Annotated in this window: 9 protein-coding genes; 7 read left to right on the plus strand and 2 right to left on the minus strand. The window is 53.9% G+C overall.

Features of this window, described 5'->3' with window-relative positions:
* Positions 1 to 12 precede the first annotated feature (12 nt).
* Positions 13 to 882, plus strand: coding sequence for a DNA-3-methyladenine glycosylase 2 (alkA, locus tag EOS98_RS08355; RefSeq protein WP_000494714.1), 870 nt, complete (start codon positions 13 to 15; stop codon positions 880 to 882).
* On the opposite strand, the gene EOS98_RS08360 is transcribed toward alkA, so the two are convergent.
* On the minus strand, positions 850 to 3,840 hold the full coding sequence (locus EOS98_RS08360; protein WP_000042941.1) for an MASE1 domain-containing protein: 2,991 nt from the start codon (positions 3,838 to 3,840) through the stop codon (positions 850 to 852). The two genes, alkA and EOS98_RS08360, sit on opposite strands and share 33 nt — an antisense overlap.
* A 329-nt stretch (positions 3,841 to 4,169) precedes the next feature.
* Here EOS98_RS08360 and udk point away from each other — a divergent pair, with 329 nt between their 5' ends.
* The 3 genes from udk to asmA all read left to right on the plus strand — a co-directional run bounded on the left by udk (position 4,170) and on the right by asmA (position 7,378).
* Positions 4,170 to 4,811: a uridine kinase gene (gene udk / locus EOS98_RS08365; protein ID WP_000132082.1), complete on the plus strand. Its 642-nt coding sequence runs from the start codon at positions 4,170 to 4,172 to the stop codon at positions 4,809 to 4,811.
* Between the two features lie 90 nt (positions 4,812 to 4,901).
* Positions 4,902 to 5,483: a dCTP deaminase gene (gene dcd / locus EOS98_RS08370; protein WP_001234783.1), complete on the plus strand. Its 582-nt coding sequence runs from the start codon at positions 4,902 to 4,904 to the stop codon at positions 5,481 to 5,483.
* A 38-nt stretch (positions 5,484 to 5,521) separates the two neighbouring features.
* Positions 5,522 to 7,378: an outer membrane assembly protein AsmA gene (asmA, locus tag EOS98_RS08375; protein ID WP_023206604.1), complete on the plus strand. Its 1,857-nt coding sequence runs from the start codon at positions 5,522 to 5,524 to the stop codon at positions 7,376 to 7,378.
* An 85-nt stretch (positions 7,379 to 7,463) separates the two neighbouring features.
* On the opposite strand, the gene EOS98_RS08380 is transcribed toward asmA, so the two are convergent.
* Positions 7,464 to 9,044: a TerC family protein gene (locus tag EOS98_RS08380; RefSeq protein WP_126523975.1), complete on the minus strand. Its 1,581-nt coding sequence runs from the start codon at positions 9,042 to 9,044 to the stop codon at positions 7,464 to 7,466.
* Between the two features lie 674 nt (positions 9,045 to 9,718).
* Between EOS98_RS08380 and EOS98_RS08385 the strand changes: the two genes are divergently transcribed.
* The 3 genes from EOS98_RS08385 to wzc are packed head-to-tail and all read left to right on the plus strand — an operon-like array spanning position 9,719 to position 13,469.
* Entirely contained in the window at positions 9,719 to 10,858 is a 1,140-nt protein-coding gene (locus EOS98_RS08385; protein WP_000978077.1) for a polysaccharide export protein, read from the plus strand.
* Between the two features lie 5 nt (positions 10,859 to 10,863).
* Entirely contained in the window at positions 10,864 to 11,313 is a 450-nt protein-coding gene (wzb, locus tag EOS98_RS08390) for a low molecular weight protein-tyrosine-phosphatase Wzb (protein WP_000482224.1), read from the plus strand.
* Positions 11,310 to 13,469, plus strand: coding sequence for a tyrosine-protein kinase Wzc (wzc, locus tag EOS98_RS08395; RefSeq protein WP_017442202.1), 2,160 nt, complete (start codon positions 11,310 to 11,312; stop codon positions 13,467 to 13,469). The genes wzb and wzc overlap by 4 nt, the downstream gene beginning before the upstream one ends.
* The last annotated feature ends 44 nt before the right edge of the window (positions 13,470 to 13,513 follow it).

Genomic DNA, 13,513 nt, shown 5'->3' on the forward strand with positions numbered 1-13,513 from the left:
AAGGAGAAAAGTATGTTTACCCTGAGCTGGCAGCCGCCTTACGACTGGTCGTGGATGTTGGGCTTTCTTGCCGCGCGTGCGGTGGACGGCGTGGAAACAGTAGGCGAGGGCTTTTATGCGCGCAGCCTGGTGGTGGGCGAGCATCGCGGACTGGTCAGCGTGAGGCCCCATCTGCCCACCCACACTGTGCAGGTTAGCGTGAGCGCCGGATTACTTCCCGTCGCGCCGGCGTGTCTGGCGAAAGTTTCGCGTCTGTTTGATCTTGACTGCCAGCCCGCGCAGGTTGCCGCCGTGCTGGGGCCACTGGGCGAGGACAGACCGGGGCTGCGTTTACCGGGATCGGTTGATACGTTTGAACAAGGCGTGCGGGCGATACTGGGGCAACTGGTGAGTGTCGCGATGGCGGCAAGGTTGACGGCGAAAGTGGCGCGCCGCTATGGCGAGGCGTTGCCGGATGCCCCCGATTATGTCTGTTTTCCCGGTCCGGAAACGCTGGCGTTGGCCGATCCGCTGGCGCTTAAAGCTCTGGGGATGCCGCTGCGGCGCGCCGAAGCGCTGATTCATCTGGCGCAGGCGACGCTGGCGGGAAAACTGGCGCTCGCCGCGCCGCCGGATATTGAGCAGAGCGTTAAAAATTTACAAACGTTTCCGGGAATTGGCCGCTGGACGGCGAACTATTTCGCCCTGCGCGGTTGGCAGGCAAAAGATATCTTTTTACCCGATGATTACTTAATTAAGCAGCGCTTCGCCGGGATGACGCCCGCGCAGATCCGTCGCTACGCGGAGCGCTGGAAACCGTGGCGTTCCTACGCGCTACTGCATATCTGGTATACCCACGGCTGGCAACCGTCAATGGATAGCGAAATAGCTGGTATTCAGTAACAAATCCAACGGTTGCGCTTCGGCGATAGTGTCGCCATAAATCAGATCCACGCCAATACGGGAGAGCGTATCCAGCACCTGTGGGTTTTGTACCGGCCCGGCGAGCGTTTTGATGTCCAAATGCTGGGCGTGTCCCTGGATGATCGAGGTCAGCATTTCATCCATTAAACTTTCATGAACGTTGGCGATAAGGTCGCTATCCAGCAGTAAATAATCGACGATATGCGGGGGCAGTAAATTAAACAGCTGTAAATCGCGCCCGACATGGCTGAGAATCACCTGGCAGCCGCGTTGCCGCAGTTTTCGCAGAGTCGCAGCGGCGGTCTGCGCCTGCTTAACGATAACGTCAGCCGGGATAATCAGATGTAATAACCGTGGCGGCAGTGGGCTATGCTCCAGTTGTTCCAGCAGCTCATCAATAAGGGTCGCGCTGTATAATCCCGCGGCGGACAACGGCAGCGCAACGCTTAATCCCTTGCTGGCGACGGCGGTCGCCGCATGGTGGAAAAACTCATGGAATACCCGTCGGTCAAGCGCGTGATGCAGCGCGGAGTCGGCTAACCCTGCCCGGAACGCGCGCTCTTCCATCACTTCCCCTTCGCTGGTCCACAGCCTGAGTGAGACCAGCCAAAAGCTGGTGGCCTCCGGCGTACGCGGCGGCGCGACGTTTCTGGCAAGCATCAGCAGGTGGTTATTTTTAATCATATGCCACTGTTCTTCCAGCGGCATCATTCCCTTTGAGGAGGTTAATGCGTGCTGCGGTTCGTACACGGTCAGACGGCCTCGACCGCTATTTTTCGCGGCGTAGCAGGCAATATCGGCCTGAGACACGACCTCTGTGAGCTGGCAGTTATGTTCATTTATCATTGTGATCCCGGCGCTGGCGCCGATCCGATGCAGGCGTCCTTCCCACATAAAGTGATACTCATTAACGGCGTTGATAAGCCGCGTCACGATAAAGCGCGCGCTGTCACTATTACAATCCGGCAGCAACAGGCCAAACTCATCGCCACCCAGACGGGCCAGGAGATCGCCGGATCGAAGCATACTGAGCATCAGTGACGCGAGCTCGCGCAATAAGGCGTCGCCGGCGGCATGTCCCGCGCTGTCGTTAACCGCTTTAAAACGGTCCAGATCGATAAACACCAGCGCATGATGTTGAGGCGATTCCTGTATTGTTTGCAGGCGCTGTTGAAGCTGCTTTTCAAAACTGGCGCGGTTGGCAAGATGGGTGAGGGCGTCATGCGTTGCGCTGTAGCTGAGCTGGCGTAACATTTTTCGTGATTCGGTAACGTCCTGGATAACCAGAACCGAACCAATCTTATCGCCGTCAAGCGTACTGAGCGGCGTGATACTGTAATGAATATCGTAGCTACCGCCGTTATGACAATGGAGCACTATCTCCTGTTCCATGTCCGATCGCGACCTGTCGGCGCGATAAATATCCTCCAGCAGCGGCCCCTTATCACCTGACGTAATGCGCAGAACCGTTAATAATGGCGCGCCTAAAGCATCCTCTTGCCGCCAGCCGCTCATCTTCTCGGCGATCGGGTTCATAAAGGTGATATTCATCGCGACATCAATACACACCACCGCTTCTCCGATAGAGTCAAGCGTGATGTGCAACCGTTCTTTTTCCTGAAACAGCGCGTCGTTCGCTTGTGTAATACGTTCCATCAACCGCTGGTTTTCCTGCTCGCTTTGCTTGAGATCGTTAATATCTTCAATCTGAGCAATAAAATAGAGAGGTTTATTGTCTTTATGACGAACCAGCGAGACGGCCAGTAGCGCCCAGACGACATCGCCGTTGCGGGTGTAGTAGCGTTTTTCCATGGAATAGCTATTGATGTCGCCGCGCACCAGCATGTTTAGCTGTTCAAGGTCGTTATTCAGGTCTTCCGGCCAGGTCAATTGCTGAAATGTCATCGTGCGTAATTCATCCTGGCTATAGCCAAGAAAATGGCTCAGAGATTTATTGACCTGTAGCCACTGACCCTCCGTACCGACCAGCGCCATACCAATGGCGGAATACTCCATCGCGTTGCGAAAGCGGGATTCGCTCTCGGTGATATGTTTACGCTCCGTGCGAAACGCGTACATCACCATCGTCATCATATTGGCAGGCAGCAGGATCATTAAAAAAGGCAGCCACGGCATATTAACCATCACGTCGGTTTTCGGCGTGGCGAGCAGCGTGGGGTCATTGGCCAGCATGAGCGAGACCACGATAACGGTAGCTAAAAAAATTAAAAACGCCTCCATTCGCGGCAGGCGCACCGCACTCCACATCAACAGGACGATAACGCACGTAAACGGCCACGGAATATAGCGCATAGCGAGCCAGCTTAACGCCAGCGTAATGACCAGCGTCAATAGCGTTTCCAGCAACAGATGCGGGTCGCGATGACGCAATAGATAGTGTGGTTTAAACAGTAAACCTAACGGCACCAGCGTCAGCGCGCCGATGGCTTCCGATAATACCCAAATCAGAAACGCTTTCGAGGCGACCGCTTCCGGCGCTATCAGCCAAAATAACAGGCCGCCGAGTAGCGGCGGAATCACGGCGCTGCCGATAGCCAGACGAAACCAGTCATTCAAATTTTGTAAGGGGTTGTAGCTGGGCAGCAGTTTTCGCAGCAGTATCGCGCCAGTGGCCGCCTCGATAATATTTATTGCCGTCCAGCTAAAGTTAAGCGAGGCGGCCGGAAATAAAGTCAGTGAGGCGCCGATGCTGCCGAGCGAGCAGGCGACCGCGATCCCAGGCCACAGACGGCCCGCATGGCGGTAAAACGCGACCATCATAATGGAGGTGGGGAACCACAGCGGCGCGAGTTGGGTGCCGACACGCGATAATACGAGCGAAAAGAGCGTAAAGACAAACGCGACCAGGCCTAAACTGACCAGACGCAATAGCGGGTGGGGGACGGTAACGAAAACATGTTGGGATGGTTTACTCATTACCACTCTATCCGAATCGCCGGTAACGTCGCGGAATACCGGACGCGTCAGTTTACTCTGTGATTATGCTAGTATAAACGCGTAATGATTTATACGCTGGCTGAATATAAATTGTGGCTCCCGGCGTATTCCTCCTCCAGACGGGTCGATAAATCCGCTGTCCGCGTTAAAACTGAACGCTTTTACGTCGCGACGTCGAATGCGCCGCCAACAAATTCACCGTGGCATAGCGCCGGACTGGTATCGCGTTGCTGAAATCCCTATAATTGCCGCGTTTGGCGTTTCGGCGCCCCCTTCCTTACATCCAGGTTAATCAGGTCGCTAAATTTATGACTGATCAGTCTCATCAGTGCGTCATTATCGGTATCGCTGGCGCATCGGCTTCCGGCAAGAGTCTTATTGCCAGTACCCTTTACCGCGAATTGCGTGAACAAGTGGGTGACGAACATATTGGCGTTATTCCCGAAGACAGTTATTACAAAGATCAAAGCCATCTGTCGATGGAAGAACGCGTAAAAACCAACTATGACCATCCGAATGCGATGGATCACAGCCTGCTATTTCAGCATCTTCAGGCGCTCAAGCGCGGTTCGGCGATTGAATTACCGGTATACAGTTATGTTGAGCATACCCGTATGCAGGAAACGGTTCGCGTAGAACCGAAGAAAGTGATTATTCTTGAAGGTATTCTGTTACTGACCGACGCGCGTTTGCGTGAAGAGATGAACTTCTCTATTTTTGTCGATACGCCGCTGGATATCTGTTTGATGCGCCGTATCAAACGCGATGTGAACGAGCGTGGTCGCTCAATGGATTCGGTGATGGCGCAATATCAGAAAACGGTGCGTCCGATGTTCCTGCAATTTATTGAGCCTTCCAAACAATATGCGGATATTATCGTGCCGCGCGGCGGTAAAAACCGCATCGCTATTGATATTCTGAAAGCGAAAATCAGCCAGTTCTTTGAATAAATCTGGCGAATTGTGTACCGTTCAGTGATAACCTGGTTAGCCCTTGATGTGCTTGATTTAAGGGCTTGATGCGCGAAAGGAGAAAGTGCCATGCGTTTATGCGACCGAGATATTGAAGCCTGGCTGGATGAAGGCCGTTTGTCTATCACCCCGCGACCTCCCGTAGAGCGCATTAACGGCGCGACGGTCGATGTACGTCTTGGCAATAAATTTCGAACCTTCCGTGGCCATACGGCGGCGTTTATCGATCTGAGCGGGCCGAAAGATGAGGTCAGCGCGGCGCTGGATCGCGTGATGAGCGATGAAATCGTTTTGCCGGACGGCGAGGCATTTTATCTGCATCCGGGCGAGTTGGCGCTGGCTGTCACCTTTGAATCCGTTACCCTGCCGCCGGATTTAGTGGGCTGGCTGGATGGTCGTTCCTCGCTGGCGCGTCTGGGACTGATGGTGCATGTGACGGCGCACCGTATCGATCCCGGCTGGTCGGGCTGCATTGTGCTTGAGTTTTACAACTCCGGGAAGCTGCCGCTGGCGTTGCGTCCGGGTATGCTCATCGGCGCGCTGAGCTTTGAGCCGCTGTCCGGCCCGGCGGCGCGGCCTTATAACCGCCGTCAGGATGCCAAATATCGCGATCAGCAGGGCGCTGTTGCCAGCCGGATTGATAAAGACTGAGCCATTCGGCGCAATACTGCCGGTCCATTGAGGGTAGCATGAGACGATTTCTGACGACGCTGATGATTCTCCTGGTCGTGCTGGTGGCCGGATTCTCTGCGTTGGTATTGTTGGTCAATCCGAATGATTTCCGCGCCTATATGGTGCAGCAGGTTGCCGCGCGTAGTGAATATCAGTTGCAACTTGACGGGCCGCTGCGCTGGCACGTATGGCCGCAACTCAGTATCCTTTCCGGGCGAATGACGCTAACGGCGCGAGGCGCCAGCGAACCGCTGGTGCGGGCTGACAATATGCGCCTGGATGTCGCTTTATGGCCGCTGTTGAGTCATCAGCTTCATGTTAAGCAGGTGATGCTGAAGGGCGGGGTGATTCAACTGACGCCGCAAACGGAAGCGGTACGCAGTGATGATGCGCCGGTCGCGCCGAAAGATAATACCTTGCCGGACGTAGCGGAAGATCGCGGCTGGTCGTTTGATATTCGTAGCCTGCGCGTTGCCGACAGCGTGCTGGTTTTCCAGCATGAAAATGATGATCAGGTCACGGTGCGCGATATTCGTCTGAATATGGAACAAGATGCCGAGCATCGCGGCACGTTTGATTTTTCGGGACGCGTGAACCGCGATCAGCGGGATCTTGCTTTATCGTTCAGCGGAACGGTGGATGCTTCCGATTATCCGCATAACTTAACCGCGGGTATTGAGCAACTGCGCTGGCAATTGCAGGGCGCGGATTTACCGGCGCAGGGGATTGAGGGGCAGGGACAGCTGCAGGCGCAGTGGCAGGAGGCGCAAAAACGTCTTTCATTTAACCACTTAAATTTAACGGCGAATGACAGTTCTCTGACCGGACACGTTCAGGTAACGCTGGCGGAGCAGCCGGAATGGCAAATTGACCTCCAGTCCAGCAAGCTTAATCTGGACAACCTGTTGCCGCATCATAGCGCCGTGGCACAGACGGGCGGCGCGGTGTCGCAGGGGCAAAATACGCTCCCCCTGACCAGGCCAGTTATCGCGTCGCGTGTTGGTGCGCCGCCTTATCAGGGGCTGCAAAGCTTTACGGCGGAGATTGCTTTACAGGCGGATTCAGTTCGCTGGCGGGGAATGGACTTTACCCAGGTTTCGACGAAGATGTCTAATCAGGCCGGATTGCTGGATATCACCGAGTTGCAGGGGAAACTGGCCGACGGAGAGATGTCGCTGCCCGGCACGCTGGACGCCCGCACCGCCAGTCCACGCATCGAATTCCACCCTCGCCTCAACCATGTTGAGATTGGGACTATCCTGAAAGCCTTCAATTATCCGATTAGCCTGACCGGTAAGATGTCGCTGGTTGGCGATTTCTCCGGGGCGGATATTGACGCGGAGGCATTTCGCCATAGCTGGAAAGGAAAAGCGCATGTTGACATGAGCAATACGCGCCTTGAAGGAATGAATTTCCAGCAACTGGTGCAGCAGGCCGTAGAGCGAAGCGGCGGCGACGCGCAGCAGTCGCAGGAAAATATGGACAACGCGACCCGACTGGATCGCTTCACGACCGATCTGACGCTAAATAAGGGCACGCTGACGCTCGACGACATGGTCGGGCAATCTTCTATGCTGGCGTTAACCGGCAGCGGAACGCTGGATCTGGTTAAGCAGAGCTGTGATACGCAATTTAATCTGCGTGTGTTGGGCGGCTGGAACGGCGATAGCAACCTGATCACCTTCCTGAAAGAGACGCCGGTGCCGCTGCGCGTCTATGGCAAGTGGCAGGAGCTGAACTATACCCTGCAAGTGGATCAGTTATTGCGTAAGCATTTACAGGATGAGGCGAAGCGTCGGCTCAACGACTGGGCGGATCGCAATAAAGATACCCGCAACGGTAAAGATGTGAAGAAGCTGCTGAATAAGCTGTAGTTTTTGGCCAAAGGGCAGAGCCGGATGGCGAGGCTAACGCGCCTCCGGCCTGCCTGGTAAGCAGGCCGGGGCAGGCGAACAGACGTTACATCTCCGGGTCTGGCTCGCCGTTATGCAGCGGAATTAACTGCACTTTCTGCACTCGATGGCTTTCTATCTGCAATGTTTTCAGCAAATAATCGCCCACCTGAACCTCTTCACCGGTTTGCGGTATGCGCTGCAAATATTCCATCAATAATCCGGCAATCGTATGGTATTCCCGTTTTTCATCCAGCGGTAGCGGCACGTACTGCACCAAATCCTCCAGCGGCATATGGCCGTTTGCTGTCCAGGAACCGTCCGGGTTCTTCTGAATATCGTGGCGGGCGTCAATTTCCTCGACTTCATTCGGCAGATTACCGGCAATAGTCTCCATGACATCGCTTAATGTCACAATGCCTTCAACCGAGCCAAACTCATCTACGACAAAGGCAAAATGGGTTCTGGCGTTACGGAACTGCTCCAGCGCAGGCAGCAGCGGCAATGTTTCCGGGAAAACCAGCGGTTGGCGAATCAGCGCCCGCAGGTTGAGCGGTTCGCCGCGCAGCGATTGTTGCAACAGATCGATGACGTGGACGACGCCGAGTAAATCTTCCTGTTCATTTTCACCCGTCACGACCAGACGCGTATGCTGGTTCTTTTCCAGCAGAGCGCGGATTTCCGCTTCCGGCGCGTTGAGATCGATATGCTCGATATCGTGGCGCGACGTCATGATGCTACTTACGGTGCGCTGGTTGAGATTCAGCACCCGCTCGATCATCCTGCGCTCCTGCGGATTAAAAATCTGGCTGTCGTCATGGTCTGCCAGCATCGCAGCGGTTTCCGCATCCAGTTCGGCATCCTCTTTTTTACCGCTAATCAGCCGCATCACGGCCTCCGTTGTGCGCTGGCGCAGCGTATGGTTAGCGGAAAGAAAACGGCGGCGGTTAAAAATAGCCAGTTGGTTGAGCGCCTCGATCATCACCGAGAAGCCGATAGCCGCGTACAGATACCCTTTCGGAATGTGGAAACCAAACCCTTCCGCCACCAGGCTAAAGCCGATCATTAGCAGGAAGCTAAGACACAAAATGACAATGGTGGGATGGTTGTTCACAAATCGGGTCAGTGACTTGCTGGCGAGCAGCATCAGGCTAATGGCGATTATCACTGCCGCCATCATGACCGCCAGGTGATCGACCATCCCCACGGCGGTAATCACGGAGTCGAGAGAAAAGATAGCGTCCAGCACCACGATTTGCGCGACCACCGCCCAGAATTTCGCCCCCTTACGCTGGGTAGGGTTGGCGCTATCTTTCCCTTCCAGCCGTTCGTTGAGCTCCATGGTGGCTTTAAAGAGCAGGAAAAAGCCGCCGAACAGCATAATCAGATCGCGGGCGCTGAAGCTTAACGCCTGTACGCTAAAGAGCGGCTTAGTCAAGGTGACCAGCCACGAGATTGACGCCAGCAGCAGCAGGCGCATGATCATCGCCAGTATCAGGCCGGTAATGCGCGCGCGGTCGCGCTGCCCCGGCGGTAGTTTTTCAGCGAGGATGGCAATAAAGACCAGGTTATCAATGCCGAGAACAAGTTCGATAACGATTAACGTTACCAGTCCGGCCCAGATTGACGGATCGGCAATCCATTCCATAGTAAGAGCAATACCTTCTGTAATATGACAATTGTCACAATTCGATCATGGATAATACGGCGGAAAAATGCAATGCCGCAGAGCAATTTATCTTTGTTACGCGGCTATAAAATAACTTTAAAATAGCCGTAATGTTTCTGTCGGAAACTAAATAATGTCAAGAATATATTTAGGAAATATCGCAGGTGGAGTGGGGTAAATAAATATTGTCAACATCAATAAAATCCTAAAATCATCTGTTAATTCATTTAATATTAATCTTAAAAATATAGAATGACGGGTTTGTTACCTTGCCTGTCATTAGGTTAGCTGCAACAATTCTTGCAGGATTAAGATAGCGCTCTTAAATATCCTGTCACGACATCGAGAAAACTATTAATACGTAACCTTTATTTCGCTGAAGATTTTTATCTGAACGAGGATGAAATCGGAGGGGAATGCGAAAATTTAGAATAATCAGTGTATTGGTAGCTAAAAAGCCAGGGGCGGTAGCGTGCCTGAAAGCCTGAATATAAGCCTTTATTATTCTGTCAATAGCCTGCGGATGAATTGATTTTTTTTCAGAATGATGCCAGTTAATTTTCTCTGCCATTAACTGCAAGGTAAATGTGCACGGACGAAGCCGCTATTTAAATTGCACAGGATAATGACTCTGCCAAAGTGATAAATAATCAATGATGAAATCCAAAATGAAATTGATGCCATTATTGGCGTCGCTCAGCTTGATAAGTGGTTGCACAGTACTTCCGGGCAGCAATATGTCTACGATGGGGAAAGATGTGATCAAACAGCAAGACGCTGACTTTGATCTCGACCGGATGGTCAATGTGTATCCGCTGACGCCACGGCTGGTTGAGCAATTACGCCCGCGGCCCAATGTCGCGCAACCGAATATGTCGCTGGACCAGGAGATTGCCAGCTATCAGTATCGCGTCGGGCCTGGCGATGTGCTGAATGTCACCGTCTGGGATCACCCGGAATTGACCACGCCAGCGGGCCAGTACCGTAGCTCAAGCGATACCGGCAACTGGGTACAGCCGGACGGCACCATGTTTTATCCCTACATTGGCAAGGTTAGCGTCGTCGGTAAAACTTTGTCAGAGATTCGCAGCGATATTACCGGGCGTTTAGCGAAGTACATCGCGGACCCGCAGGTGGATGTCAATATCGCAGCTTTCCGCTCGCAAAAAGCGTATATCTCCGGCCAGGTGAATAAATCCGGTCAGCAGGCCATTACTAACGTACCGCTAACCGTCCTGGATGCGATTAACGCCGCGGGCGGTCTGACCGATATGGCGGACTGGCGCAACGTCGTGTTGACGCACAACGGCAAAGAACAGCGCATTTCGCTACAGGCGCTGATGCAAAATGGCGATCTTAGCCAGAACCGCTTGCTCTACCCTGGCGACATTCTGTATGTGCCGCGCAATGACGATCTGAAAGTCTTTGTCATGGGCGAAGTGAAAAAACAGAGCACCCTCAAAATGGATTTCAGCGGCATGACGCTCACCGAAGCATTGGGCAATGCGGAAGGCATCGATCTGACCACCTCCAACGCCAGCGGCATTTTTGTGATTCGTCCGTTGAAAGGCGAGGGGGGACGCGGCGGCAAGATCGCCAATATCTACCAGCTTGATATGTCTGACGCCACGTCATTGGTGATGGCGACGGAATTCCGACTTCAGCCTTACGATGTGGTGTACGTCACGACCGCGCCGGTTGCTCGCTGGAACCGTCTGATCAATCAGTTGCTGCCGACCATTAGCGGTGTCCGTTATATGACGGATACGGCCAGCGACATTCATTCCTGGTAATCGTTATGTTTAACAAAATTTTAGTGGTCTGTGTGGGGAATGTTTGCCGTTCCCCGACGGCGGAACGTTTGCTAAAGCGCTTTCATCCCTCGCTGACGGTTGCGTCCGCCGGGTTAGGCGCGCTGGTCGGCAAAGGCGCCGATCCTGCGGCGGCGAGCGTGGCGAGCGCCCACGATCTGTCTTTGGAAAATCACTGCGCAAGGCAAATTTCCGCGCGTCTGTGCCGGGAATATGACCTGATTCTGACGATGGAGAAACGCCACATCGCCGCCCTGTGCGACATTGCGCCGGAAATGCGCGGCAAGGTAATGCTGTTTGGTCACTGGGACAGCGAGCGTGAAATACCGGACCCGTATCGCAAAAGCCGCGATGCGTTTGAGGCGGTGTACACATTACTGGAAAGGTCTGCCCGCCAGTGGGCGCAGGCACTGAATGCAGAGCAGGGAAAACCATGACAGAAAAAGTAAAACAATCTGCGGCGGCTACGGGTAGCGATGAAATCGATATCGGGCGCCTGGTCGGAACGGTGATTGAAGCGCGTTGGTGGGTGTTGGGGACGACGGCCATATTTGCGCTGTGCGCGGTAATTTATACGTTCTTCGCCACGCCCATCTATAGCGCCGATGCGCTGGTACAGATTGAACAAAACGCCGGTAATTCGCTGGTACAGGATATCAACAGCGCATTAGCGAATAAGCCGCCGGCTTCCGATGCGGAAATTCAGCTCATTCGATCGCGCCTGGTGCTGGGGAAGACCGTTGATGATCTGGATCTGGATATTGCCGTCACCAAAAACACCTTTCCGCTGTTCGGCGCCGGGTGGGAGCGGCTGATGGGGCGTCACAATGAAATGGTGAAAGTCACGACATTCACCCGACCAGAGACGATGAGCGGACAGATCTTCACCCTCAAAGTGCTGGGCGACAAACGTTATCAGTTGGTTAGCGACGGCGGATTTAGCGCGCAGGGCGTTGTGGGCCAGCCACTCAATAAAGACGGCGTGACGATGCAGGTAGAGGCGATTGACGCCCGTCCTGATACAGAATTTACGGTGAGTAAATTCTCAACGCTTGGCATGATTAATAACCTGCAAAATAACCTCACCGTAACGGAAACCGGCAAAGATACCGGCGTTCTGAGCCTGACGTTCACGGGAGAAGATCGCGACCAGATCCGCGAAATTCTCAACAGTATTACCCGTAACTATCTGCAACAGGATATTGCGCGGAAATCTGAAGAGGCGGGGAAGAGCCTGGCGTTTCTGGCAAAACAACTGCCGGAAGTCCGCAGCCGTCTGGATGTGGCGGAAAACAAGCTAAACGCTTTCCGCCAGGATAAAGACTCGGTAGATTTACCGCTGGAGGCGAAGGCGGTGCTCGATTCGATGGTTAATATCGACGCCCAGTTGAATGAGTTGACGTTTAAAGAGGCAGAAATTTCCAAGCTCTTTACCAAAGCGCATCCGGCTTACCGCACGCTGCTGGAAAAACGTAAAGCGCTGGAAGATGAAAAAGCCAAACTGAACGGGCGGGTGACGGCGATGCCGAAAACCCAGCAGGAGATTGTGCGTTTGACCCGCGATGTGGAGTCCGGTCAGCAGGTTTATATGCAACTGCTTAATAAACAGCAGGAGCTGAAAATCACCGAAGCCAGCACCGTTGGCGACGTGCGCATCGTTGACCCGGCGATTACCCAGCCGGGCGTGCTGAAGCCGAAAAAGGCGTTGATTATTCTCGGCAGCATTATTCTGGGATTAATGTTATCGATTGTCGGCGTGCTGCTGCGTTCGCTGTTTAATCGCGGTATCGAAAGCCCGCAGGCGCTGGAGGAGCACGGGATCAGCGTCTATGCCAGTATTCCGCTGTCGGAATGGCAAAAAGCGCGCGATAGCGTCAAAACCATTAAAGGAATTAAGCGTTACAAGCAGAGCCAACTGCTGGCGGTGGGCAATCCGACCGATCTGGCGATTGAGGCGATTCGCAGCCTGCGCACCAGCCTACATTTCGCCATGATGCAGGCGCAAAATAATGTACTCATGCTCACAGGCGTCAGCCCCTCTATCGGCAAAACCTTTGTTTGCGCCAACCTGGCGGCCGTCATCAGCCAGACGCATAAACGGGTATTACTGATCGACTGCGATATGCGCAAAGGCTACACCCATGAACTGCTCGGCACCAATAACGTGGACGGCTTATCTGACATTCTGGCGGGCAAAGGCGAGATAGCCTCCTGCGCGAAACCCACGGCGATCGCTAATTTTGATCTTATTCCGCGCGGTCAGGTGCCGCCTAATCCATCGGAACTGCTGATGAGCGAGCGCTTCGGCGAGCTGATCGCCTGGGCAAGCAGCCGCTACGATCTGGTATTAATCGACACGCCGCCGATTCTGGCCGTGACGGACGCCGCGATTGTGGGTCGTCACGTCGGGACGACGCTGATGGTGGCGCGTTATGCCGTCAACACCTTAAAAGAGGTGGAAACCAGTCTGAGCCGTTTTGACCAGAATGGCATTCAGGTCAAAGGCGTCATTCTCAATTCCATTTTCCGCCGGGCGACGGGCTACCAGGATTATGGCTATTACGAGTATGAATACCAGTCAGATTCCAAATAAAAAATAAGGCGTGCCGGATGGCGCGGCCTGTGACTGTAGGCCGG

This window comes from Salmonella sp. SSDFZ69, from assembly GCF_004010755.1.
GTDB classification, from domain to species: Bacteria; Pseudomonadota; Gammaproteobacteria; order Enterobacterales; family Enterobacteriaceae; genus Salmonella; species Salmonella enterica.